25 protein-coding genes and 1 pseudogene are annotated in these 23,908 nt (G+C 60.7%); 19 read left to right on the top strand and 7 right to left on the bottom strand.

The features are described 5' to 3' along the window. Complete coding sequence (locus VNZ65_RS13235; protein WP_325669699.1) at window positions 1-1,662, top strand: type II and III secretion system protein family protein; 1,662 nt, start codon at window positions 1-3, stop codon at window positions 1,660-1,662. Between the two features lie 15 nt (window positions 1,663-1,677). Here the strand turns inward: VNZ65_RS13235 and VNZ65_RS13230 are convergent, their stop codons facing one another. Further along, window positions 1,678-2,016: a DUF192 domain-containing protein gene (locus VNZ65_RS13230; protein ID WP_325669698.1), complete on the bottom strand. Its 339-nt coding sequence runs from the start codon at window positions 2,014-2,016 to the stop codon at window positions 1,678-1,680. On the opposite strand from VNZ65_RS13230, the gene VNZ65_RS13225 reads away from it, so the two are divergent. The 4 genes from VNZ65_RS13225 to VNZ65_RS13210 are packed head-to-tail and all read left to right on the top strand — an operon-like array spanning window position 2,015 to window position 5,956. Further along, complete coding sequence (locus VNZ65_RS13225; protein ID WP_325669696.1) at window positions 2,015-3,850, top strand: ATPase, T2SS/T4P/T4SS family; 1,836 nt, start codon at window positions 2,015-2,017, stop codon at window positions 3,848-3,850. The two genes, VNZ65_RS13230 and VNZ65_RS13225, sit on opposite strands and share 2 nt — an antisense overlap. Then, window positions 3,843-4,700, top strand: coding sequence for a type II secretion system F family protein (locus VNZ65_RS13220; RefSeq protein WP_325669694.1), 858 nt, complete (start codon window positions 3,843-3,845; stop codon window positions 4,698-4,700). Before VNZ65_RS13225 ends, VNZ65_RS13220 begins: the two co-directional genes overlap by 8 nt. Window positions 4,701-4,733: 33 nt before the next feature. Then, complete coding sequence (locus VNZ65_RS13215) at window positions 4,734-5,627, top strand: type II secretion system F family protein (protein WP_325669692.1); 894 nt, start codon at window positions 4,734-4,736, stop codon at window positions 5,625-5,627. Window positions 5,628-5,635: 8 nt separating this feature from the next. After that, the gene (locus VNZ65_RS13210) at window positions 5,636-5,956 is read left to right on the top strand and encodes a hypothetical protein (protein ID WP_325669690.1); all 321 of its coding nucleotides are present in this window, start codon (window positions 5,636-5,638) and stop codon (window positions 5,954-5,956) included. Between the two features lie 7 nt (window positions 5,957-5,963). Here the strand turns inward: VNZ65_RS13210 and VNZ65_RS13205 are convergent, their stop codons facing one another. Both VNZ65_RS13205 and VNZ65_RS13200 read right to left on the bottom strand, forming a co-directional pair. Next, the gene (locus VNZ65_RS13205) at window positions 5,964-6,863 is read right to left on the bottom strand and encodes an SDR family NAD(P)-dependent oxidoreductase (RefSeq protein ID WP_325669688.1); all 900 of its coding nucleotides are present in this window, start codon (window positions 6,861-6,863) and stop codon (window positions 5,964-5,966) included. A 49-nt stretch (window positions 6,864-6,912) separates the two neighbouring features. Continuing rightward, entirely contained in the window at window positions 6,913-7,653 is a 741-nt protein-coding gene (locus tag VNZ65_RS13200; protein ID WP_325669686.1) for an SDR family oxidoreductase, read from the bottom strand. 167 nt (window positions 7,654-7,820) lie between these two features. Here VNZ65_RS13200 and VNZ65_RS13195 point away from each other — a divergent pair, with 167 nt between their 5' ends. Next, the gene (locus tag VNZ65_RS13195; RefSeq protein WP_325669684.1) at window positions 7,821-8,717 is read left to right on the top strand and encodes a LysR family transcriptional regulator; all 897 of its coding nucleotides are present in this window, start codon (window positions 7,821-7,823) and stop codon (window positions 8,715-8,717) included. Between the two features lie 14 nt (window positions 8,718-8,731). On the opposite strand, the gene VNZ65_RS13190 is transcribed toward VNZ65_RS13195, so the two are convergent. Both VNZ65_RS13190 and VNZ65_RS13185 read right to left on the bottom strand, forming a co-directional pair. Next, a complete protein-coding gene (locus tag VNZ65_RS13190) occupies window positions 8,732-10,033 on the bottom strand; it encodes an LLM class flavin-dependent oxidoreductase (RefSeq protein ID WP_325669803.1) in 1,302 nt (433 codons plus the stop codon). 16 nt (window positions 10,034-10,049) lie between these two features. Beyond that, window positions 10,050-11,012 carry an aliphatic sulfonate ABC transporter substrate-binding protein gene (locus tag VNZ65_RS13185; RefSeq protein WP_325669682.1) on the bottom strand — a complete coding sequence of 321 codons (963 nt, stop codon included), beginning with the start codon at window positions 11,010-11,012 and terminating at the stop codon, window positions 10,050-10,052. 198 nt (window positions 11,013-11,210) lie between these two features. Here VNZ65_RS13185 and VNZ65_RS13180 point away from each other — a divergent pair. Next, window positions 11,211-11,869, top strand: a pseudogene (locus VNZ65_RS13180) (class I SAM-dependent methyltransferase). 29 nt (window positions 11,870-11,898) lie between these two features. On the opposite strand, the gene VNZ65_RS13175 reads toward VNZ65_RS13180, so the two are convergent. After that, entirely contained in the window at window positions 11,899-12,183 is a 285-nt protein-coding gene (locus VNZ65_RS13175) for a DUF4148 domain-containing protein (protein ID WP_325669680.1), read from the bottom strand. Between the two features lie 351 nt (window positions 12,184-12,534). On the opposite strand from VNZ65_RS13175, the gene VNZ65_RS13170 reads away from it, so the two are divergent. The 3 genes from VNZ65_RS13170 (at window position 12,535) to VNZ65_RS13160 (ending at window position 13,843) form a co-directional block, all read left to right on the top strand. After that, window positions 12,535-12,933, top strand: a complete 399-nt coding sequence (locus tag VNZ65_RS13170; protein WP_325669678.1) for a transposase — start codon at window positions 12,535-12,537, stop codon at window positions 12,931-12,933. 65 nt (window positions 12,934-12,998) lie between these two features. Beyond that, on the top strand, window positions 12,999-13,616 hold the full coding sequence (locus tag VNZ65_RS13165; protein WP_325669676.1) for a TetR/AcrR family transcriptional regulator: 618 nt from the start codon (window positions 12,999-13,001) through the stop codon (window positions 13,614-13,616). 59 nt (window positions 13,617-13,675) lie between these two features. Next, window positions 13,676-13,843, top strand: coding sequence for a hypothetical protein (locus VNZ65_RS13160; protein WP_325669674.1), 168 nt, complete (start codon window positions 13,676-13,678; stop codon window positions 13,841-13,843). A gap of 58 nt (window positions 13,844-13,901) precedes the next feature. On the opposite strand, the gene VNZ65_RS13155 is transcribed toward VNZ65_RS13160, so the two are convergent. Continuing rightward, window positions 13,902-15,251 (bottom strand): MFS transporter, encoded by a 1,350-nt coding sequence (locus VNZ65_RS13155; protein ID WP_325669801.1) that lies wholly within the window; start codon window positions 15,249-15,251, stop codon window positions 13,902-13,904. Window positions 15,252-15,484: 233 nt separating this feature from the next. Between VNZ65_RS13155 and cyoA the strand changes: the two genes are divergently transcribed. From cyoA to VNZ65_RS13110, 9 genes are all read left to right on the top strand, one after another. Then, the gene (gene cyoA / locus VNZ65_RS13150) at window positions 15,485-16,414 is read left to right on the top strand and encodes a ubiquinol oxidase subunit II (RefSeq protein ID WP_325669672.1); all 930 of its coding nucleotides are present in this window, start codon (window positions 15,485-15,487) and stop codon (window positions 16,412-16,414) included. 126 nt (window positions 16,415-16,540) lie between these two features. Further along, window positions 16,541-18,544, top strand: a complete 2,004-nt coding sequence (gene cyoB, locus VNZ65_RS13145; protein WP_325669799.1) for a cytochrome o ubiquinol oxidase subunit I — start codon at window positions 16,541-16,543, stop codon at window positions 18,542-18,544. Then, on the top strand, window positions 18,537-19,175 hold the full coding sequence (gene cyoC, locus VNZ65_RS13140) for a cytochrome o ubiquinol oxidase subunit III (RefSeq protein ID WP_325669670.1): 639 nt from the start codon (window positions 18,537-18,539) through the stop codon (window positions 19,173-19,175). Before cyoB ends, cyoC begins: the two co-directional genes overlap by 8 nt. Beyond that, window positions 19,172-19,684 (top strand): cytochrome o ubiquinol oxidase subunit IV, encoded by a 513-nt coding sequence (gene cyoD, locus VNZ65_RS13135; RefSeq protein ID WP_325669668.1) that lies wholly within the window; start codon window positions 19,172-19,174, stop codon window positions 19,682-19,684. The genes cyoC and cyoD overlap by 4 nt, the downstream gene beginning before the upstream one ends. A gap of 10 nt (window positions 19,685-19,694) precedes the next feature. Further along, window positions 19,695-20,543, top strand: a complete 849-nt coding sequence (locus VNZ65_RS13130) for an SURF1 family protein (RefSeq protein WP_325669666.1) — start codon at window positions 19,695-19,697, stop codon at window positions 20,541-20,543. Further along, window positions 20,527-21,879, top strand: a complete 1,353-nt coding sequence (locus VNZ65_RS13125; RefSeq protein ID WP_325669664.1) for an ATP-binding protein — start codon at window positions 20,527-20,529, stop codon at window positions 21,877-21,879. Before VNZ65_RS13130 ends, VNZ65_RS13125 begins: the two co-directional genes overlap by 17 nt. Continuing rightward, window positions 21,869-22,405, top strand: coding sequence for a response regulator transcription factor (locus VNZ65_RS13120; protein ID WP_325669662.1), 537 nt, complete (start codon window positions 21,869-21,871; stop codon window positions 22,403-22,405). The genes VNZ65_RS13125 and VNZ65_RS13120 overlap by 11 nt, the downstream gene beginning before the upstream one ends. A gap of 42 nt (window positions 22,406-22,447) precedes the next feature. Beyond that, on the top strand, window positions 22,448-22,927 hold the full coding sequence (locus VNZ65_RS13115; protein WP_325669660.1) for an RDD family protein: 480 nt from the start codon (window positions 22,448-22,450) through the stop codon (window positions 22,925-22,927). A 92-nt stretch (window positions 22,928-23,019) separates the two neighbouring features. Then, window positions 23,020-23,817: a type IV pili methyl-accepting chemotaxis transducer N-terminal domain-containing protein gene (locus VNZ65_RS13110; RefSeq protein ID WP_325669658.1), complete on the top strand. Its 798-nt coding sequence runs from the start codon at window positions 23,020-23,022 to the stop codon at window positions 23,815-23,817. Window positions 23,818-23,908: the final 91 nt, after the last annotated feature.

Raw genomic sequence — 23,908 nt, 5'->3', positions numbered from 1 at the left:
ATGACTAATCCAAGAAATTTCCGCTCCTGCCTGCTGTTGTCCGCCCTGATTGGCAGCCGCGCTTTTGCCGCCGCACCTTTGCCGGAGACTTTGCAAAACCAGAACAAGGCACAAAAAACCAGCCAAAAACAGGTCCAAAACGAGCCCCGCGGCAGCCGCGACGGCGGCGTCGAATACCTGGACGGCAATGCGATTGAACAAAGAAACCAGATGAACGGGCCCGAAGGGATTCCTGTCCGCAATGCCGGCGACCTCGCCGTCCTGAGGCCTGCGGCCGGCCATGGCGGCGCCGCAAAGGTGCAGCAAGCGGTCGACGACGAACTGCTCATGTACGCCGGCGAGGCGCGCGTGATCGAAGTCGGTGCGGTCAACCGCATCGCTATCGGCAACGGCAAGATCGCGTCCACCGCGGTGATCGAAAAGACCAAGCTGCTGATCATTGCGCAAGAAGTCGGCCTGACCAATATCCTGCTCTGGAACAAGCCGAACTTCTCGCGCGAAATCCGTCTGCGGGTGACCGCGCTCAACGTCATCAAGCAGCAGCGCGATGTCAAGGCGGCCTTGGCTGACCTGACGGGTGTCGATGTGGTGCGCCGCGGCGACCGCCTGTACGTGGAAGGCAATATCCATTCGCGCGAAGATCTTTCCAAAATCACCGCATTGACCGATCAGTACGCCAATCTGGTCAACAGCACCAAGCTCGATATCGACACCGTGCCGGCCTACAAGCAGGACTCGCAGATGCTGGTGTTCGACCTGTACTTTGTCGAATTCAAGAAAGGCTACCTGGAGAACCTGGGCGTCAACTGGGCCAAGAGTTTCAACGGCTTCAACATCGGTATCTTCGGCGAAGCTTCGCGCGGCGCCGTCAACCTGCGGCCCTTGCCGCAAGACACCGGCACCGGCGGCAAGTTTGACCTGCCTGACCAGAAACTGCGCGGCGTCAGCGCCAGCGTCAATGCCTCGATTGCGATTCCCTCGGTCATCCAGCTGGCGGTCGACAGCGGCGACGCCTTTGTCCTGGCTTCGCCCAGCATCGCCACCCGCAACGGCGGCCAGGCCAGATTCGTCGCCGGCGGCGAAGTGCCGATTCCGACGGTCAGCCAGAACGGCACCAACGTCACCTTCAAGCCTTACGGCATCCTGATCGAGATCGCGCCGAAGCTGGATGCTTTCAGCAACATCACCGGCATCCTCAAGGCCGAGGTGAGCAAGATCGATCCGACCGTCAGCGTCGGCGGCATCCCGGGTTTCACCACGCGCCGCACCGAGACTGACTTCTCGGTAAAGACCGGCGACGCCATCATCTTGTCCGGCTTGTACAGCCAGGACGGCAGCACCGATATCCAGAAGGTGCCAGGGCTGGGCGATGTACCGCTGCTGGGCAATCTGTTCAAGAGCACCGGCACCACCCGCAACCAGACTGAGGTCTACCTGGTGGCGATTCCGCACACGCAGGAAGGGGAGTCAGGGGAGAGCTCGAATGCCTTGCGCAATATCAGCAACCGCATCAACCAGGCGCGCAAAGCGGTGGGTATGCCGGAGGAGGCAGAGCTGCCGACCCTGCGCAACCTGCAGAAGGAAATTCCAGTCAAGTCGCCGTTCCAGGCAGCGCCGCTGCGGCCTGAACCGGCATTGCCGCCTGAGTACGGCAATCATTGATGCGGCGGCGGCCGGCTAGAAGCGCAGCTGGTCGCCTACGCCCAGGGACAGTGCGGCAAGCTTGGCAGGATGAAGTTCCAGGGTGTGGCGCGCGGAACGGTCGGAGGACAGGCTTCTGCGCGCCATGACCGGGACGATCTTGGTGATGACGAAGTCTGGCGACAGATACACCACGCCGATGGTGAAATGCATGAAAAAAGTATGGACCGAATTGCAGTCCTTGAGCAGGTAGGCGCTGTCGGGAGCCAGCGTCTTGGTAAACATCAGGCCGCGGGCGCGGCTGAAAAACGAGTCGCCGATGGTGACATTGGCGATGATGATCTGATCATTTTTATATGCGGGAATAATTTTCATGGCAGAGAGCCAAAGTGGATTTGTGTTGATGGTGGTCGCGGACGATTATGACATACTCGATGAAGTCTACGTCGACAAGGAACGCTTCGTTCTCGGCAAGGGGGAGAGCTGCGACCTGCGTCTCAAGGGCTGGAACGTCAGCAAGCTGCACGCGACTTTTTTATTGAACGAGGGCAGCGTCTTCATTGAAGACAGCGGCAGCATCTTCGGCACCTGGGTCGACGGCGAGCGCGTCAACCGGCTCGGGCCGCTGAGCAGCAACACCGTGATCAAGATCGGCAACTACAGCCTGACCTTGCATACCAACCAGCAGGGGCACGAGGCCAGCGTTGGCCGCGAGCGGCAGAACCGGGCCGTCAACCATGCGATCAGCACCATCGAACATGATTTCGAAGAAGTGCTGGTGGCGGAACGGCCGTTGAAGCAGGCCAGCCAACCCCTTCCTGCCGCCGCGCCGCGCCAGCAATTTGCCGCGCCGGCGCAGGCGGCGCCGTCGCGCCCGGCCCCGGCAGCCGTTGCGGCGGCCGCGGCCCCGTTGCCACAGGGATCGCGACCAGGCGCCGGCGGCAAGCAGGTTGCGAATATCCCGGCGCGCGTGATCGATCTTGAATTTTCGCGCTGGCGCAAGACCTTGCACGAAGCGGTGCTGCATGAAATCGACTTGCGCCGCATCGACGCCAACAAGATGTCCGAGGACGATCTCAAGGCCAACGTCAAAAGCCTGATCAAGGAGTTGTTGAGCACCACCTTCAGCTTGCCGGACAATATAGACACCGAGCTGCTGACCAAGGAAGTGCTGGACGAAGCGGTCGGACTGGGGCCGCTGGAACCGATGATCGCTGACGACAGCGTGACCGAAATCATGGTCAACCGCCACGATGAAATCTGGGTCGAGCGCGGCGGCCGGCTGGAACTGTCCAGCGCCACCTTCACCAGCGACCTGGCAGTGCTGGGAGCGATCGAGCGGATTGTCACCCCGCTGGGAAGACGTATCGACGAAAGCTCGCCCATGGTCGATGCGCGTTTGCGCGACGGCTCGCGCGTGAATGCGATCATTTCTCCGCTGTCGCTGCGCGGGCCAACCCTGACTATCCGGAAATTCTCGCGCCGCAAGATGGTGGCCGAAGACTTGATCAAGTATGGCTCGATGACGGAAGACATGCTGAATATCCTGCGCAGCGCGGTCGAACAGCGCTTGAACATCGTGGTGTCGGGCGGCACCGGTTCCGGTAAAACCACCTTTCTCAACATGATGTCTGCCTTTGTGCCGAACGACGAGCGCATCGTCACCATCGAGGATGCCGCCGAACTGCAGCTGTCGCAGCCGAACCTGGTATCGCTGGAGAGCCGGCCGCCCAATGTCGAAGGCAAAGGCCATGTGGCGATCCGTGACCTGGTGCGCAATTCTCTGCGGATGCGGCCGGACCGCATCATCGTCGGCGAGTGCCGCGGCGGTGAAGCGCTGGACATGCTGCAAGCCATGAATACCGGCCATGACGGCTCGATGACGACTTTGCATGCGAATTCGCCGCGCGACGCGCTGGCGCGCATGGAGGTGCTGGTGCTGATGGCCGGCATGAACCTGCCGGTGCGGGCGATCCGCGAACAGATTTCTTCGGCGGTACACCTGATCATCCAGCTCACTCGTTATTCCTGCGGTGCGCGCAAGGTGACAGCGATCACCGAAGTGGTTGGCATCGAATCGGAAACCATCCAGCTGCAGGATATCTTCAAGTTTCATCGCGAAGGCCTGGACCAGAACGGCAAGACCTTTGGCGAATTCCGTTATTCGGGCATGAAACCGGTCTTCATGGAGCGATTGGAAAATGAATAACCAGATACTGCTGTTTTCGGGAATCCTGTTTGCGCTGGTGCTGTTCATCGCCTGGTCGCTGCTGAACTCGAAGAGTTACTTCCTCAAGCTGCTGTTCGACATGCACGTGCGCTATATCGGCCACATCAAGGAATGGACCGGGCTGCGCGACGGCCGCGTCTACATGGTGCTGTTTGCTCAGATAGCGGCGGCGCTGATGCTGGTGGTGGTGATTTATTTTGTTTTGCGCAACATCTTCCTGGTGCTGCTGATCGGTTATTTCATCTTCAAGGCGCCGCTGTGGGTCAGCAATTACAAGCGCAAGCGCCGCCTCAACAGCATCGAATACGAATTGCCGACGGCGCTCACCGTGATCGCTTCCAGCCTGACGGCGGGCGTGTCCCTGAGCATTGCCTTGCAATCGTATTCCAAGGAGAGCAATTCAGCCCTGGCCAGTGAATTTGCGCACGTGATCCGGCTGCAGAAAGTCGGCGTCGATTTCGAAACGGCGATCGAAGAAGTCGGCAAGCGCATCGACCTGGTCGATTTCCAGCTGCTGGTGATGACCTTCCGGATTTCGAAATCGGTGGGCGGCAATCTCTCGGAAACGCTGATGAGCCTGTCCAACACCATCCAGCAGAAACTGACGATCGAGGGCAAGATCAGGTCGCTGACGGCGCAGGGCAAGATGCAAGGCTGGGTCATGATCTGCCTGCCGGCGCTGGTCGGGATTGCACTGTTCTTCATCCAGCCGGCCGAAATGGGCCTGCTGCTGACCACCTTTTACGGCAAGATCGTGCTCTTCATCTGTCTCACCATGGCCTATATCGGGCACAAGGTGATCCAGAAAATCCTGGCCATCGATGTCTGACGGCCGCGGACATTCTATTATCGGATACATGCCATGAGCAGTTCAATCTATCTTTACGGCGCAATCATACTGGCCTTCGGCAGCCTCAGCGTCTTCATGTTTTACCTGTTCCGTCTGGTGGCCAATGTCAAGGTCACCAAGTTCCGGCCGAACATGGATCCGCTGCCGCCGCTGCTGAAAAGAATCTGGAACGGAGTGATGTTCTTCGACTTCTATTTTGGCGCGACAGTGTCGGAGGCGCGGCTGCTGAAACGCAAGCAGATGCTTAACTCGGCCGGCCTGGAATATTTCATGACGCCCGCCGAGACTTACGCCCTGCAGTTCTTCTCGCTGGCTGTGGCGCTGTTTTGCGCGGTGCTGGTGGGCCTGGCGGCATTCGGCATCGACTACACGGTGCTGATCATCATGCTGGTGCTGGGACTGATAGGCTGGTTTTATCCGCTGATGTGGATCCGCGACCAGAAGAAGAAACGCAACATTGAAATCTCGCGCTATTTTCCCTCTTTTGTCGATATCGTCACTCTGTGCTGCGAATGCGGCCTGACCTTGAACACCGCCATCGTCAATTTCTGCGAACGCGGTCCGGAATGCATCTTGCGCCATGAGATCGAGCGAGTAGTGCGCGACATGAAGACCGGCGCCGGCCGCGCCGATGCCTTGGGAAAATTTGCGCGCCGCACCGGCAATGTCGACATCTCGCGTTTTGTCGGCATTGTCCTGCAATGCGATAAACTGGGCGTGCCGCTGGGGCCGACCTTGCGCAAGTTCGCCGAGCAAAAGCGCACCGAACGTTTCCAGCGCGCCGAAAAGCTGGCGATGGAAGCGCCGATGAAAATGATTGCGCCCCTGATCATGTTCATCTTCCCGATCACCTTTATCATCATCGCTTTCCCGATAGTGATGACCATCCTGATGAATTTCAAATAAGAGAGCAGATGAAAAAAATCCTCGCCGCGATTACTGCATTTTCCCTGGTCGCCGCCAGCCAGCTGGCATGGGGCGCCAAGGTCATGCCCGAGCTAAAGAAAGCCAATACCGATATCTGCCTGAAGATGGGCGCTTCAGCCCGCGGCGCGCCCAAGGCGCCGGAGAAGATGCCGGCCTTTTGCGGCTGCGTGTCCGATGCCTACTGGGACAGCGTGCCGCAAAGCGAATACAACCTGCTGCTGCAGACCGGCAAATCGCCGTCGCTGGAAGCCAACCTGGAAAAGCGCCTTGACGTCGCCAAGGCGGCTTGCCTGAAGAAGACCGGATAAAACCGCGTCAGCCGATCACCTTCGGGTGCAACAGGTCTTGCAGGCCGATGCGGCGCAACATCTCGCTGCGCACGCGGTCGGCGACGCCGTTGACGATCTCGCAGCCGTCCTGCGAGGGATCGATATGAGTGCGGAATGGGCGGCTGCCGAACGGCATGCCGACCACTTCGACGATCGCCGTGGCCACCGAGCCGGCGTCGGCATCGGCCGGTTCCAGCGCCGCCAGTCCTTGCAGCGCCTGCTGCGGCACGCCGGCATACGGGCCGTTGTCATATTCCGCGGCGCGCGCCTGGTCGACCGGCGCGCCGGAATGGGCGAAATGGTTGGTGCCCTTGGTGAAGGCGCCAGGCACGATGATGGCAGTCTCTATGCCCCAGCGCGCCAGTTCGCCGGCATACGACACTGCCAGCGAATCCATGGCGGCCTTGGCCGCGAAATACGGCGACAGGTAGGGCGGGGTGCCGCCGCGCGCGCTGCTGGAGGAAATCCACATCACCAGTCCCTTGCCTTGCTTGCGCAGTTGCGGCAGGGCGGCACGGTTGACGCGTTGCGTGCTGAGCACGTTGATATCGTAAAGCTGGGCGAACTGTTCCGGCGTGAACGCTTCGGCCGGGCCGAAAGACATGTGGCCGGCGTTATGGATCACCACATCGAGCCGGCCGCAGTCGGCGACGATGCTGGCGATGCCTGCCTCGACCGAAGCGCTGGCGGCGACGTCGAGCTCGACGCTGCGCAGGTCTACGCCGTGCTCGGCGGCATAACGCGCCACTTCAGCCGCCTGGGGCGCATTGCGTCCCTTGGTCTCGCGCATGCTGGCATACACGATGTGGCCGGCATGGGCCAGGGCGCGCGCGGCGAGGGCGCCGAAGCCGCTGGAGGCGCCGGTAATGACGATGACTTGTTGCATGATATTTCCTCTCATAGATACAAGAAAGTGCGGGTAAGAAAAGCGCGGCTCAGATGACGCCGCCGTTGGCGCGCAGCACCTGGCCGTTGATCCAGCCGCCGTCGGCGCCGGCCAGGAAGGACACGGTGCCGGCGATATCCCGCGGCTGGCCCAGGCGTTCCAGCGGCGCCAGCTTGGCCAGGCGATCCACCAGCTCTTGCGGTTTACCGTTGAGGAATAGCTCGGTGGCGGTCGGGCCAGGAGCGACGGCGTTGACGGTGATGTTCTTGCCGCGCAGTTCCTTGGCCAGCACGCTGGTCATCGCTTCCACGCCGGCCTTGGTGGCGGCATATACGCCGTACGAAGGCTGCAGCAAACCGACTACGCTGGAGGAGAAATTGATGATGCGGCCGCCATGGCGCAGCCGCCTGGCGGCTTCGCGCAGGGTGTTGAAGCTGCCCTTGAGATTGATGGCGATCTGGCGGTCGAAAGCGGCATCGTCGGTTTCGGCGATGCTGGCGTTGAGCATGATGCCGGCATTGTTGACCAGCACATCGACCCCGCCGAATGTCTGTTCCGCTGCATCGAACATGGCGCGCACGGCTGCGACGTCGCTGACGTCGGCCTGCACCGCCAATGCCTGGCCGCCTTGCTCGACCAGCTGCTGCACCAAGGCCTGGGCGGCCGCGGCGCTGCCGGCGTAATTGACGATCACGGCAAAGCCGTCGCCGGCCAGGCGTTGCGCCACCGCGGCGCCGATGCCGCGCGAGGACCCGGTGACGATGGCTACTTGCTTGTCTGCTTTGTTCATTTGAAGCTCCTTGAAGTTGGTTTAAGCGTTGCGTAAGCCGCCCGCGGCTTGCCGGATATCGGTTGGCAGGGCAGTGAGTACATCATGGCAGTTAATTTTGATTGGATAAACTGGCTTAAATTGCCTACACTGTTCCATATGAACTAACAATTGAGTCAGGCAGCCCTATGGATAAATTTGAATCCATGCGCATCTTTACGCGCATTGTCGAATTGAAAAGTTTTACCCGCGCCGCCGAAGACCTCGGCTATCCGAAAGCCACCGTGACCAACGCCATCAAGCAGCTGGAAGCGCGCCTGCGCGTGCGGCTGCTGCACCGGACCACGCGCCAGGTCAGCCCGACCCTGGACGGCGACGCCTATTACACGCGCTGCATACAGCTGCTGGCCGATCTGGAGGAAACCGAAAATGTGTTTTCACAAGCCGCCGCCAACCCCTCGGGCAAGCTGAGGATAGACATGCACGGCACGCTGGGGCGCCATTTCGTGCTGCCGCTGCTGGACCAGTTCTGCACCCGCTATCCGAATATCGAACTGCAGATCGGCATGGGCGATCGCCTGGTGGATCTGGTCAGGGAAAGCATCGATTGCGTGCTGCGCGTGGGCGAGCTGCAGGATTCGTCGATGGTGGCGCGGCGCCTTGCCAGTCTGGAGCAGGTGACCTGCGCCAGCCCCGCCTATCTGGAACAGCATGGAGAGCCACGCCATGTAGAAGATCTTGCCGCGCACCGCGCCGTCAATTTCTTTTCAGCGCAGACCGGAAAAATCTACCCTTTCACATTCACGGTGGATGGTGAAAGGCGCGAGCTTGCCATCCCGGGCACGATCTCTGTCAATAATGCGGATGCCTACAAGCAGTGCTGCGCATCGGGCTTCGGCTTGATCCAGGTGCCGCGTTACGGCGCCGCAAGCTTGCTCGCCAGCGGCGCCTTGCGTGAAGTGCTGCCGGAATACCGGCCGCCGCCGTCGACCGTATCGGTGCTGTATCCGCATCATCGGCAGTTGTCGCCCCGGGTGCGCGTGTTTGTCGACTGGCTGGCGACGGTGTTTGCCGCAGCCGTGTAGGCCCGCGGCGCTTGTCACGCCTGCAGATAGCTGCGCAGCGTGTCGCCCTGGTAGTCCTGGCGGAACTGTCCGCGCTGTTGCAGCTGCGGCACCACCAGCTCGACGAAGTCGTCGAAGCCGTGCGGCAGATGGACCGGCGTAATGACAAAGCCGTCCGCTCCCTGCTGCGCCACGATGTGGGTCATCCAGTCGGCGATGTCGCCGGCAGTGCCGGCCACCTGCGGCACCAGCACGCCGCTGGCGTACATGCGGCCGATGTCGGCCAGCGTCAGCTGGCGCTCGCTCGACAGTTCGCGGATCAGGCTGAACAGGCCCTGCATGCCAGCCACTTCGAGATCGGCGATCGGCGCATCCAGCGCATAGCCTGAGAAATCCACGTTCATATGGCTGGAGAGCGTCGACAGGCCGACGATCGGATCGACCAAGGCATTGTGGCGCGCACGCTTTTCTTCAGCTTCGGCGCGGCTGCCGCCGACGAAAGGCATCACGGCCGTGAGCACCTTGATGTCATGCGGCTGGCGGCCGAACTTGGCGGCGCGGCCTTTCAGGTCCTGGTAAAAGCGCTGCATGCGCGGCAGGTCGGGCTGGATGCCGAACACTACTTCCGACCAGCGCGCCGCAAAATCCTGGCCGCGCTGGGATGAGCCGGCCTGGATGATGACCGGTCCGGACTGCGGCGAAGCAGGGATGTTGAGCGGGCCGCGCACATTGAAATAAGGGCCGCTGTGAGCGATGGCCGACACCAGCTCGGCATTGGCATAGCGGCCGCTGCCGGCTTCCAGCAGCAGCGCTTCCGGCGCCCAGCTGCCCCATAGCTGATGGGCGACGTCGAGGAACTCGTCGGCGCGGTCATAGCGGGCGTCGTGGCTCAGGCTCTGGCGCAAGCCGAAATTGTCGGCTTCGCCCTGGTTCACCGAAGTCACCACATTCCATGCCGCGCGTCCGGCCGATAGATGGTCCAGCGTGGCGAACTCGCGCGCCAGGCTGTAGGGCTGAGAATAGGTGGTGGAACGGGTCGCTCCCAGGCTGATCCTGCTGGTGAACGCAGCCAGCGCTCCCAGTATCGGCAAGGGGTCGAGCCGGGTGGCATCCTGGTCGCCGTGGCCGACGCCGTAGCGGTGATCGCCGCCGTAGCGGGTCGACACCGCCAGACGGTCGGCAAAGAACAGCAGATCGAATTTGCCGCGTTCCAGCGTCTGCGCAATGCGCGCGTAATAGTCCAGCTTGAGGAAGCCGCCGGGACTGCTGTCGGGATGGCGCCATAGCACCTGGCTGTGGGCGGCGTTGCCGGCGATCAGGAAGGCGGCGAGATGCATCATTCTGCGCTCCCGCTCACAGCAAGACTTCAGGGTAGACCTTGTCCTTGACCTGCACCTGGGTCTTGATCAGGTTTAGCTTGTAGAAGGCGGCGACGATCTGCTGCTGTTCGGCGACGATGGCGGCGTCGACCGCCACCGTGGTGTAGTTGCGGCGCGCGCTGGCCAGCCGCAATACCTTGGGATCGACGCCCAGCTGCGGCGCCAGCAGTTCAGCGGTTTCTAGCGGATGGGACTGGGCCCAGGCATTGGTCTTCTTGAGTTCGGCAAACAGGATGCGGATGATGTCCTTGTTGCGGTCGACAAATGCCGGATTGGCCAGGTGGAAGGTACGGTTGTTGGACAGGCCGGTGCCGTCGCGCAGGATGCGCGGATTGCTGGCGATCTGCTGCCCCGCCAGATAGGGATCCCAGAGCGTCGCCGCATCGACATTGCCGGACTGGAAAGCCGCGCGCACATCGGCGGCATTGGTGACGTAGACCGGAATGATGTCGCTATACGTCAGGCCAGCTTCCTCCAGCGCCCGCACCAGCAGGTATTGCACATTCCAGCCGCGGCCGAGGGCGATTTTCTTGCCCTTCAGGTCTTTCACGGAGCGGATGGCGGATTCCTGCGCGACGAAAATCGCTATCCCTTGCGGATAGGGCTGCTCAGCAGCGAGGTACACCGCATTGACGCCGGCGGCGTTGGCGAACACGGCCGGCGTATCGGCGGCATGGCCGAAGTCGATGGCCTCGCCATGCAAGGCTTCGGTCAGTTGCGGGCCGGCGGCGAACTCGAACCACTTCACCTGCCATCCCAGCGGCTGCAAGGCTTTTTCCAGGCTGCCGCTGCCTTTCAGGATGTTCAGCGTATTGAATTTCTGGTAGCCGATACGCAGCGTCCGTTGTTCCGCCGCCAAGGCCGGCAGGCTTGCCGCCGCTGCGCTGGCGCTCAGGCCCTGCAGCAGCAGGCGCCGCTTGTTCGATATCGTCGTCATCTTTTCCTCGATTGATTTGCTGGACGCCAGCCTGGGCCGCGTAACTCTGCATCCTAATCAATCCGGCGCCGGCGGAGAACGAAGGCTTTCGGCCATGCTAAATCGGTTTCAGCATAAGGATGGCTGCGAGCCTGCCGTTGCTCTGAAACGAGATGAAGGACGTGGTAAATTGATCTCCCAAACAGAGGAAGCCCCACCATGTCCAGCCGCACGCTTAATCTTGACGATACGCTTTATGACTATCTGCTCAGCCATTCTCTGCGCGAACATCCGGCGCAGACCGCATTGCGCGCGGCGACCCGCAGCCACGCCCGCGGCGGCATGCAGATCTCGCCCGAACAAGGGCAGTTCATGGCGCTGCTGGTGCGCCTGATGGGTGCGCGCAAGACCATAGAGATAGGGGTTTTCACAGGCTACAGCGCGCTGACGGTGGCGCTGGCCCTGCCGGAGGACGGCCAGATCCTGGCCTGCGACATCAGCGACGAATACACGCGCATCGCCCGTCCGTACTGGGAACAGGCCAAGGTCGAGCACAAGATCGACCTGCAGCTGGCGCCGGCGCTGACGACGCTCGACGCCAGGCTGGCTGCCGGCGCAGCGGGGCAATACGATTTTGCTTTTATCGATGCCGACAAGAGCGCCTATGACGGCTACTACGAACGCTGCCTGCAGCTGCTGCGGCGCGGCGGCCTGATCGCCATCGACAACGTGTTATGGGACGGCAGCGTAGCGCGCCCGCGGAAGATGCCGATACGGCTGCCTTGCAGGCGCTTAACCTGAAACTGCACAGCGACCAGCGCATCGACTTGTCGATGCTGCCGGTCGGCGACGGCCTGACGCTGGCGCGCAAGCGCTGAGCTCGCGGCCGGCGCGAAAGCCGTCAATGTCATGCGCCGGCATAGATCGAGGCGCCAGCATCGTGCTGTTGATGTTCGTGCATTTGCGCCATCATCGGCTTCTGTCCTTGTGCAGCCGGCGTTACGATGAGCGGATAGCTGGCGTCGCTTTGCAGCAGCGTTCCCTGCGCCTCGGCCTTGGCGACATCCTGTTCTACTTGCGCCCGGGTCAGGGTCGAGACGAAAGCCTGTTCAGGCGGATAGGGTGCTTCGGCGAAAGCTGAAGCGGCGGCGCCGAAGGCCAGGACGGTAAAAATCGTTTTTACGGTACGCATGATGGTTTCCTGAAAAGTTGAGGGGGCGACAGCGTTTTCTGCCATCGCTGAACAACAGTCTAGGCGCCGGCCTCAAACGATCTGATGACACAGGGATGACAAGTTTGTCATGCCTGTGTCGGGTCGACAGCTGATCATTACAAATTAACAATCATTAACAATATATTATCAAGCAACTATGTAAAATTTGCCTCCATGGACGACCGCACAAACTGCAGTGATCCTGTGAGTTCGCCTGTTTTTAAGCAGCAAGGCAGCCAATCTGGCGATGCCGGCTGTGCCCGCCGCTTTTCAGTACGGTCCGCATCGTCTGGGTCACACTCTTCCGGGCGATAAACCAATGAGGACATCATGATTCTTCAGGACGACCAATGGCGACGACTGGAGCAGCTGCTGTCAGCAAAGAGCGGATACTCGGACACGCGCGCGAAAAACAACCGTCAATTCATCGAAGCACTGCTTTGGCTGATCGGCAGCGAGCGCACATGGCACGAGCTACCGGCCAGATTCGGCAAATGGAACACGGTGTATGTGCATTTCAGGCGCTGGAACGCCGCGAATCTATGGGGCGAGCTGCTGGAGGATTTGCATGCAGATGACGAATTACGTGAGGTAATAGAAAAAATCTGCGCCTATGGCAAGCAGCGCAAGCTGAGAAGCAAATACCGTTCAGCCATGTCGGCAGCGGTTGCCGCCGATGGCGATAGCGGCCAGCACTGGCTGCGGCTGGTCGATGGCAGCTTGCCTTAGCGCTAAGCGGAATGCAGCGATAAGTCTATTTTAATTTCGCATGAGTGTGCTAATATGCAGGCACCATGAGCCAAACCAGCAAAAGCGAACTTACCTACGCCGCGATCGTCAATGCCGCCCTAGCCATAGCCGCGGCGGAGGGGATAGGCAAGCTGTCGCTGGGAGAGGTGGCGAAACAGCTGGACATCAGCAAAAGCGGGGTGTTTTCGCGGGTCGGCTCGCTGGAGGCGCTGCAAGAAGCGACGCTGGAAGAGTTTGACCGCCGCTTCAGCGCAGAAGTGTTCCTGCCGTCCATGGCCTTGCCGCGCGGTTTGCCGCGCCTGAGCTCCCAGGTGAAGGCCTGGATAGTCCGCGCCAGCGATCCGCGCGAGCTCGCCGGCTGTCTGTATATCGCCGGCGCCTTTGAATACGACGACATCGATGGTCCGCTGCGGGACCGCATCCAGCGCGGCGTGATGCGCTGGCGTGCAACCATGCGGCGTACCATCATCCAGGCGATCGAAGTAGGGCATCTGCGGCCGGACAGCGATCCGGAGCAGCTGATTTTTGAAATCTACAGCCTGATCGTCGGCCTTACCCACGACATCCGTTTCATGCGCGATAACGGTGCGGTGCAGCGGGTGCATAACGCCTATAGCCGCCTGATTTCCACTTACCGTAGCTTTAACTACCAGGGCGCGTAGCGGGACGGCGCGCTTTTTTTTAATCTAAATTCGCACTGTCGTGCGAAAATGAGGCTGTGATGATGATTTTTCTACTGGTCGGCGCCGGTGTCGGCGTGTTTGTGGGCAGCAGTTATCTGAGGCGAACGCTGGGTTCGGTCCCGAACTGCAATGATGACTTTGATTTTTCCGATGTCGGACTGGAAGAAGGATACCTCGGCCGCAGCGGCTGGCGGACCGAGGATTAGTTTTCAGGCGTCCGGCAAGGCTTGCTAAAAGCGGCCGGTAACGCCGGAGCTGGCAGGCTTAGTCGCGTATCTCCAGCGCGCGGTTCAGGCTCAGTGCCGCCAGCGAGCAGGCTGCACCCGACAGCAGGTAGAAACTGACATACGCCAGCCCGAAGTGGGCGGACAGGCCGAGCGCCACCAGCGGCGCGAAACCTGCGCCGACCAGCCATGACAGATCGGAAGTCAGTGCGGCGCCGGTATAGCGATACTTGGACGGGAAGTTGGCGGTCACCGCGCCGGCAGCCTGGCCGTAAGACAGGCCCAGCAAGCTGAAGCCGAGCAGGATGAAGATATTCTGGCCAAGCTCGCCGCCGTTCATCAGCGTCGGCACGAAGGCGCTGAGTATCGCAATCAGGATCGCGCAGCTGCCGAGGGTGGTGCGGCGGCCCAGGCGGTCGGCAATCAGGCCCGAAGCAACCACGCCGACGGCCATCAGGGCGGCGCCGATGACCTGGATGATCAGGAAGTCATGCACCGAGCGCATCGAATACAGGCTGATCCATGACAGCGGGAATACCGTCACCAGGTGGAACAGCGCATAGCTGGCGAGGGCGGCCAGGGCGCCGATCAGCAGGTTGCGGCCTTGCGAGCGGGTCATTTCGATGACTTTGGTCGGCTCCAGCTCGCGTTCATCCAGCAGGCGGGCGTATTCCGGCGTCGACACCAGGCGCAGGCGGGCAAACAGCGCCACCACGTTGATGGCGAAGGCGACATAGAACGGATAGCGCCAGCCCCAGTCGAGGAAGTCTTCGGTGGTCAGGTTGCCCAGCAGGTAGGCGAACAGGGCGCCGGCGATCATGAAGCCCATCGGCGCGCCCAGCTGGCCCAGCATGGCGTACCAGCCGCGCTTGTTTTGCGGCGCATTCAGCGCCAGCAGCGACGGCAAGCCGTCCCAGGAACCGCCGAGGGCGACGCCCTGGCCGATGCGCAGCAGCGACAGCAGGATGATCGAATAGAAGCCAAGATGTTCGTAGGTCGGCAGGAAGGCCATGCCGGCGGTGGAAATGCCCAGGATGAAGAGGGCGGCGGTCAGCTTGACCTCGCGGCCGAAGCGGCGCTGGATGGCCATGAAGGCCACGGTGCCGAAGGGGCGGGCGAGGAAGGCGAAGGAAAAGATCACGAATGCGTACAATGTCCCTTCCAATTGTTGCTCAAAAGGAAAGAAAACTGCCGGAAACACCAGGACCGAGGCCATCGCATACACAAAAAAGTCGAAATACTCCGAGGCGCGCCCGATCACCACGCCGATGGCTATTTCGCCCGGGGCAACTTCAGGGTGGTCGGATTTGGCACTGCGGACGTCTTGGGCAGACGCATGCGACGAGAGATTAGCGGAAAGATCGCCATTATGGCTATGGGTGCTGGTCATCATAATTTTGTCTCTAGTAGGTTTAGGTCTTTACTAATTATGGCCTTGCCTGCTGGCATGGCGACCCTACCCGACGCTTAGTGTGGCGTTTCGCACATAATCTGACGCTTCATTACATACGATTACATGCAAAATACTACACTGGCAAGGGTAGGACAAAACGTCCAATCGCCAACGCGCACCAGTCAGTGTACAGTACCACGATCTGATAGCTTCGACTGGACTTTTACTCCATGGTTTCCCTAATTTCTCGTCGCGGATTGCTTCTGCTGCCCGTCCTGTCCGTCGCCCTCCTGGCTGGCTGCAACACAGTGGTCATGAATCCCTCCGGCGATATCGCCTCTCAGCAGGGACGCCTGATCGTCGTTTCCACCCTCCTGATGCTGCTGGTCATCGTTCCGGTGATCGCCTTGACCATCTGGTTTGCCTGGCGCTACCGGAAAAACAATACTGCCGCGCGCTACGAGCCGGACTGGGACCATTCCACACAACTTGAACTGGTGATCTGGGGCGCGCCCCTGCTGATCATCATCGCCCTCGGCCTGCTGACCTGGATCAGCACCCACACCCTGGACCCGTACCGGCCGCTGTCGCGCCTGGACGCCGACCGTCCGATTCCGGCCGACACCAAGACCCTGACGGTCGAAGTGGTGGCGCTCGACTGGAAGTGGCTGTTCATCTATCCGGAGCAAGGCATCGCCACCGTCAATGAACTGGCGGCGCCGGTCGACGTGCCGATCCGCTTCAAGATCACCTCGTCGGCGATCATGAACTCCTTCTTCATCCCGGCGCTGGCCGGCCAGATCTACGCCATGCCCGGCATGCAGACCTCGCTCAACGCGGTCATCAACCGTCCAGGCGAGTTCGAGGGCTTCTCGGCCAATTACAGCGGCGCCGGCTTCTCCGACATGCGCTTCAAGTTCCACGGCATGACCCAGGAAAACTTCGATCAATGGGTAGCGGCGCGCAAGACAGCCAGCGGCCATCTGAACCGTCCGGACTACCTGCAGCTGGAAAAGCCTAGCGAAAAAGAGCCGGTGCGCTATTACGGCTCGGTCGACAAGGATCTGTACCACGCCATCCTCAACCGTTGCATCGAACCTGGCCAGATGTGCATGGACCAGATGATGAGCGGTCACAAGATGGAACAGGCGCATGAATAAGGGCCTGCACATGCTGCCAGCCCTGCATGCAACGCAAGTAATACAACACCGGCAAGCAGCGCTCCGCTCTGCCAGCAGCGGCGCGCAGCCAGGCGCCGCGTTTCACCTCTTCACCGGAAAGCAATGATGCTAGACCATATCGATCTGACGAAGCTGATCTTCGGCCGTCTCACCTGGGAAGCGATTCCCTATCACGAACCGATCCTCATCGCGACCTTCATCATGGTCGCCCTCGGCGGCGCCGCGGTACTTGGCGCGCTGACCTATTACAAGGTCTGGGGCACTTTGTGGCGCGACTGGTTCACCAGCATCGACCACAAGAAAATCGGCATCATGTACGTGGTGCTCGGCCTGGTCATGCTGCTGCGCGGCTTCGCCGACGCCCTGATGATGCGTGCCCAGCAGGCGTTTGCATTCGGCGGTTCGGAAGGCTTCCTGCCGCCGCACCACTACGACCAGATCTTCACGGCGCACGGCGTCATCATGATTTTCTTCGTGGCCATGCCGCTGGTGACCGGCCTGATGAACTACGTGGTGCCGCTGCAGATCGGCGCGCGCGACGTGGCTTTTCCTTTCCTCAACAACTTCAGCTTCTGGATGACCACCTTCGGCGGCATGCTGGTGATGGCGTCGCTGTTCGTCGGCGAATTCGCGCGTACCGGCTGGCTGGCGTATCCGCCGCTGTCGGGCATCCTGGCCAGTCCGGATGTGGGGGTCGACTACTATATATGGGCGCTGCAGATTGCCGGGGTAGGGACGCTGCTATCGGGGATCAACCTGATCGCCACCATCGTCAAGATGCGCGCCCCTGGCATGAACATGATGAAGATGCCGGTGTTTACCTGGACCGCCTTGTGCACCAACGTCCTGATCGTCGCTGCCTTCCCGGTCTTGACCGCGGTGCTGGGCATGCTGTCGCTGGACCGTATCTTCGGCACCAATTTCTTCACCAACGACATGGGCGGCAACGCCATGATGTATGTCAACCTGATCTGGATCTGGGGCCACCCTGAAGTCTACATCCTGATCTTGCCGGCTTTCGGCATCTTCTCTGAAGTGGTTTCCACTTTCAGCAGCAAGCGCCTGTTCGGCTATACATCGATGGTGTACGCCACCGTGGTGATCACCATCCTGTCTTACCTGGTGTGGCTGCATCACTTCTTCACCATGGGTTCCGGGGCCAGCGTCAACTCGTTCTTCGGCATTACGACCATGATCATCTCGATCCCGACCGGCGCCAAGATTTTCAACTGGCTGTTCACCATGTACCGCGGCCGCATCCGCTTCGAGCTGCCTATGCTGTGGACCATCGGCTTCATGGTCACCTTCACTATCGGCGGCATGACTGGCGTGCTGCTGGCAGTGCCGCCGGCCGACTTCGTGCTGCATAACAGCCTGTTCCTGATCGCCCACTTCCATAACGTGATCATCGGCGGCGTCCTGTTCGGCATGTTCGCCGGCATCAACTTCTGGTTCCCGAAAGCCTTCGGCTTCAAGCTGGACGACTTCTGGGGCAAGTGCTGCTTCTGGTTCTGGACCATCGGCTTCTATTTCGCCTTCATGCCGCTGTACGTGCTGGGCCTGATGGGCGTGACCCGCCGCATGGGCCACTTTGCAGATCCGTCGCTGCAGATCTGGTTCCAGATCGCCGCTTTCGGCGCGGTCCTGATCGCACTCGGCATCGCTTCCTTCATCGTGCAGCTGGTGGTCAGCTTCCGCCGCCGCGAAGCGCTGCGCGACACCACCGGCGATCCATGGGATGCACGTACGCTGGAATGGTCGACTTCGTCGCCGCCGCCAGACTACAACTTCGCCTTCACGCCGAAGGTGCATGACAACGATGCCTGGACCGACATGAAGGCCAACGGTTATACCCGTCCGCTGAAAGACTTCGTTGCCATCCACATGCCGAAGAACACGGCAGCCGGCTTCATCATCGCCGCGCTCAGCGCAGCCATCGGCTTTGCCCTGATCTGGCACATGTGGCTGGTGGCAGGCCTCGGCTTTGCCGCGATGATGGCTGCCATCATCGTCCACACTTTCAACTACAACCGCGATTACTACATCTCGGCGGACGAAGTCGTCCGCACCGAGGGTGAACGCACTAGATTGCTGGCTAGCCATGTCTGATCTCACTATGAATACCAACAGCGCCAACAGCCCGGCTGACCCGAGCGCGCGCTTCTACGTCCGCGAGCATCACCCGGAAAACGGCACCTTGCTGGGTTTCTGGCTGTACCTGATGAGCGATTGCCTGATCTTCGCCTGCCTGTTCGCGACCTACGCTGTATTGGGCCGCAACTATGCAGGCGGCCCGACCGGCGCCGAGTTGTTCGACCTGCCGCTGGTGGCGATCAATACCTCGCTGCTGCTGCTGTCCTCGATCACCTACGGTTTCGCGATGCTGGAAATGCAGCGCAAGCGCAAGGGTGCGACCCTGGCATGGCTGGCGGTCACCGGCATCCTCGGCGCCTGCTTCATCGGCTTCGAACTGTATGAGTTCGCTCACCTGATCCACGAAGGCTACGGTCCGCAACGCAGCGGCTTCCTGACTTCCTTCTTCGCCCTGGTGGCGACCCACGGCTTGCACGTCAGCTTCGGCATCGTCTGGCTGATCACATTGATGTTCCAGGTCAAGCGCCATGGCCTGACTCCGGAAAACGGCCGTCGCCTGATGTGCCTGTCGATGTTCTGGCATTTCCTGGACGTGGTCTGGATCGGCGTCTTCACCTTTGTCTATCTGATGGGAGTTTTGCCATGAGCGGCGGACATCAACAACACCCGGCCCGCGTTGTCGGCCATGGCCATGATCACGACGATCATCACGGCCACACCCACGCCGACCACGGCAGCCTGAAAAGCTACACCACCGGTTTCATCCTGGCGGTGATCCTGACCGCGATTCCATTCTGGCTGGTGATGGGCAAGGTCATCGACAAGTCCAGCACCCTCGGACTGGTGCTGCTGGCCTTCGCCGCCGTGCAGATCGTGGTGCACATGGTGTACTTCCTGCACATGAACACCAAGTCCGAAGGCGGCTGGTCGATGCTGGCGCTGATCTTCACGATCATGCTGGTGTTCATCATGCTGAGCGGCTCCTTGTGGGTCATGTATCACCTGAACCACAACATGATGCCGGGCATGATGACGGATTCGTCGATGCACGAAACCGTGCCTGAATCGATGCAGAACATGCCGGGCATGGATATGTCGACCATGCCGAAATCCCACGATATGCACGACATGCCCAACATGCAGCAGACGCCATAAATCCGCTGCGATGAAAGCAGAACCGCAGGAGCCGCAAACCGCGGCACACCAGAACGCGGCGCCGGCAACGGCGCCGCGTTCGCGCTCCAGCGCTACGAAAATGGCGCTGGCGGCTTGCGCCGTGCTGCTGTTTGCGGCATTCTTTGCCCTCGGCAGCTGGCAGCTCAAGCGCCTGCAGTGGAAGCTGGACCTGATCCAGCGCGTCGACGCCCGTGTCCATGCGCCCGCGGTTGCCGCCCCGGGCCCGCAGCAGTGGCCGCGCATCAATGCCGAGTCCGACGAATACCGCCATGTGCGTGTGAGCGGCAGTTATCTGTACGCACTGACCACCCGGGTCCAGGCTGCGACCGAGCTGGGCGGCGGTTACTGGCTGCTGACACCGTTGCGCAGCGCCGACGGCAGCACGGTGCTGGTCAACCGCGGCTTCGTGCCGACTGCGACGCCCGAATCTGTGGTGGTGGTCGCCGAATCCGCACCGGTCGTCGTCAACGGCCTGCTGCGCATCAGCGAGCCGGGCGGCGGCTTCCTGCGGCATAACGACCCTGCCGGCAACCGCTGGTATTCACGCGATGTGCAGGCGATTGCGGCGGCGCGCGGCCTGGACCGGGTTGCGCCTTACTTTGTCGACGCCGAAGCCGTGCGTCAGCCGGCCGCACAGGAAATCGGCGACGGGCTGCGTCCGGTTGCCGGTTTGACAGTAATTGCCTTTCACAACAGCCACTTGGTTTATGCTCTCACTTGGTATGCGCTCGCCTTGATGGTGGCGGGCGCCTGCTACTGGGTCGTGCGCGAAGAACGAAAATTGCCGCACAATGCCGGAAAAGACCAAAGTGAAAGTGAAGATGGCAAGCAAAATTAATATTCTTGCAAATACAGAAGACTTGAAACAGCGCTGGACGGTGGCGGCGGGCGTGGAAAACGGCGCCGGCCACAAGAACATGCTGCAGCTGATCCAGCTGCGCTGGATCGCCGTGATCGGCCAGATCACCACCATCGCCGTGGTCATCCTCGGCTTCGGCATCCAGCTGCCCTTGCCGCACATGCTGAAGGTGCTGGCCTGCCTGGTCGCCTTCAATATCGCCAGCCACCTGCGCTGGCACGAGCGCCGGGTCGCCACCAACGGCGAACTGTTCCTGGCGCTGCTGGTCGATGTCGGCATCCTGACCGCCCAGCTCTACCTGAGCGGCGGCACCACCAATCCCTTTGCCTTCCTGTTCCTGCTGCAGGTGATTCTCAGCGCGGTGCTGCTGGAAGCCTGGTCGACCTGGACCATGGTCGCCATCACCAGCCTGTGCCTGGCCGGCCTGTCGCTGTTTTCCGAGCCGCTGGCGTTTCCGCCCGATCATGTCAACGGCCTGTCCAGCCTGTATGTCGAGGGCATGCTGATGTGCTTTGTGATGAATGCCGCGCTGCTGGTGTTTTTCATTACCCGCATCAACCGCAATCTGCGCGCCGGCGACGCCCAGCTGGCGGAATTGCGCCAGCGCGCGGCCGAAGAAGATCACATCGTGCGCATGGGCTTGCTGGCCTCCGGTGCGGCGCATGAGCTGGGTACGCCGCTGGCGACGCTGTCGGTGATCCTGGGCGACTGGCGACGCATGCCGGAATTCAGCCAGAACCGCGAGCTGCTGGAAGAAATCGGCGACATGCAAACCCAGCTGCAGCGCTGCAAGAGCATCGTCAGCGGCATCTTGCTGTCGGCCGGCGAAGCGCGCGGCGAGTCGTCGGTTAAGACCACTATCAATACTTTCCTGAACGACCTGGCGAAAGAGTGGGGCGCGACCCGCCCGGTGATCTCGTTCGCCTACGAAAACCGCATCGAACAGGATATTCCGGTGGCCTTCGATTCGGCGCTCAAGCAGATGATCTGCAACGTCCTCGACAATGCGCTGGAAGCGTCGCCGCAATGGGTCAGCCTGGAAGCTTCGCGCGAGGGTGACGCCCTGATCCTGGAAGTCACCGATAGCGGTCCGGGCTTCCTGCCGGCGATACTGGCCCAGGTCGGCAAGCCTTACCAGTCCAGCAAAGGACGGCCCGGCAGCGGCCTCGGGCTGTTTTTTGTAGTTAACGTCGCCCGCAAGCTGGGCGGCACTTTCAGCGCCAGCAACCGGCCGCAGGGCGGGGCGCAGGTGCAGCTGACGCTGCCGCTGGCGGCCATCAGCCTGGAACAAGAGGAAACAGAACATGCCGGCTGATCGTCTGCTGCTGATCATCGAAGACGATGCCACTTTCGCGCGCACGCTCGGCCGTTCGTTCGAACGGCGCGACTATACAGTGCTGCTGGCTGCCAACCTGGACGAGGCTGCGCAGCTGTTGCAGCAGCATTCGCCGGGATATGCCGTGGTCGACCTCAAGCTGAGCGACAATACCTCCGGGCTGGCTTGCGTGCAGATGCTGCACAAGCACGATCCGGCCATGCTGATCGTGGTGCTGACCGGTTTCGCCAGCATCACCACCGCGGTGGAAGCGATCAAGCTGGGCGCCTGCCAATATCTGGCCAAGCCTTCCAACACCGACGATATCGAGGCCGCTTTCGGCCACGTCGCCGGAGTGGCCGAGCTTGAGCTGAGCACCCGTTCGACCTCGATCAAGACGCTGGAATGGGAACGCATCCACGAAGTGCTGGTGGAAACCGGCTTCAATATTTCCGAGACCGCGCGCCGCCTGGGCATGCATCGCCGTACACTGGCGCGCAAGCTGGAAAAACAGCGTATCAAATAAGCCGTTCAATCTGAATCGTAGCGCTCACTGAAAAGGCGTCATATGGAGCAAGCGCAATCTGAACAAGAGTTGGAGTACGTTGGATTCTGGGCCCGCACGCTGGCCAGCCTGGTCGACACGGTATTGCTGTTGGTGGTGATCATCCCGATCATGCTGGCGATCTACGGCAGCGCCTACTGGGAAGATGATCGTCTTTTCAAGGGCTTTGGCGGCGTCATTTTTGAGTGGCTACTACCCATAGTCGCGGTCCTGGCATTCTGGCTGGTGAAGCAAAGCACGCCAGGAAAAATGATGATAGGCGCGAAGATCGTCGACGCCAAGACCGGCGAGAATCCGCAGCCGGCCCAGCTGGTGGTGCGCTATATCGGCTATTACGTTTCTACTTTCGGGCTGTGCCTGGGCTTCATATGGGTCGCCTTCGACAAGAGGAAGCAAGGCTGGCACGACAAGATGGCCGGCACCGTCGTGGTGCGCAGAAAAGACCATGGCAAGAAGGAAGGCGTCAGCTTCAAGCAGGGGTAGCCAGCGGGATCGCAGCGATTCGGCCATTTCGGTGATTTTAATTGGGTATAAAGCTTGCTTGTCTTCGTTCACATTCAACAACGGAGAAAAGCATGGTGCATAGAAGAGGTTTTCTGGGCAGATCGATGGTCCTGGCGGGAAGCTGGGGTCTGTTTTCGAATACCTGGGCGCAGGTGCTGAACATCAATGACGCCATCAACAAGTCGGGCCGGCAGAGAATGCTGTCGCAGCGGCTGGCCAAGGCGTACATGCAGTTGGGACAGGCCATCGATGTCGAGCGCTCAAAAAAAATCCTGGACCTGTCGCTCAGCCTGTTTGAAAGGCAGCTGGCCGAGTTGCGCGCTTTCGCGCCGAACGCCGACAACAAGCTGGTGCTGGCAGAAATGGAGAAGGCCTGGCAAGGCTACAAGCAGGTATTGCTGGGAAAATTGCCTAACCAGCAGGATGCCCGCAACATCATGGCGCTGAGCGAAGAGATCCTGGCGCTGGCGCAGACTTCTACCGTACAGTTGGAAAAATACTCCGGCAGCGCCGCTGGCCAGCTGGTTAATCTCTCGGGACGGCAGCGCATGCTGTCGCAACGCATGGCCAAGTTCTACCAGGCCCAGCAATGGGGTGTGGCGCCAGCCGATGCGGCCGGCAAGCTGGAGCAGGCGCGCAAGGAATTCGTCACCGCCATGCAAACCCTCAGCGATGCTCCCGGCGACACTGCAAGAATCCACGATGAACTGACCTTGGCACAACAGCAATGGCTGTTCTTCGACGCCGCGCTGCATCAGAGCGGCGACAGCATGAACCGCCAACGCAACGCCACCAATGTGGCTACCACCAGCGAACGCATACTGGAAGTGATGGATGGCGTCACCGGCCTCTACCAGCAACTGGCTTGATCCCGGCGTCAGCTGAAAATCGATAAGAATGAAAGCTGTTTGTAAGCTTTGTAAGAGTATTGTCGCTGGAAAATAATGACAAGAGGGGGAG

This window comes from Collimonas sp., from assembly GCF_035566555.1.
GTDB lineage: Bacteria > Pseudomonadota > Gammaproteobacteria > Burkholderiales > Burkholderiaceae_D > Collimonas.
This window is presented reverse-complemented; position numbering and strand designations above follow the sequence as displayed.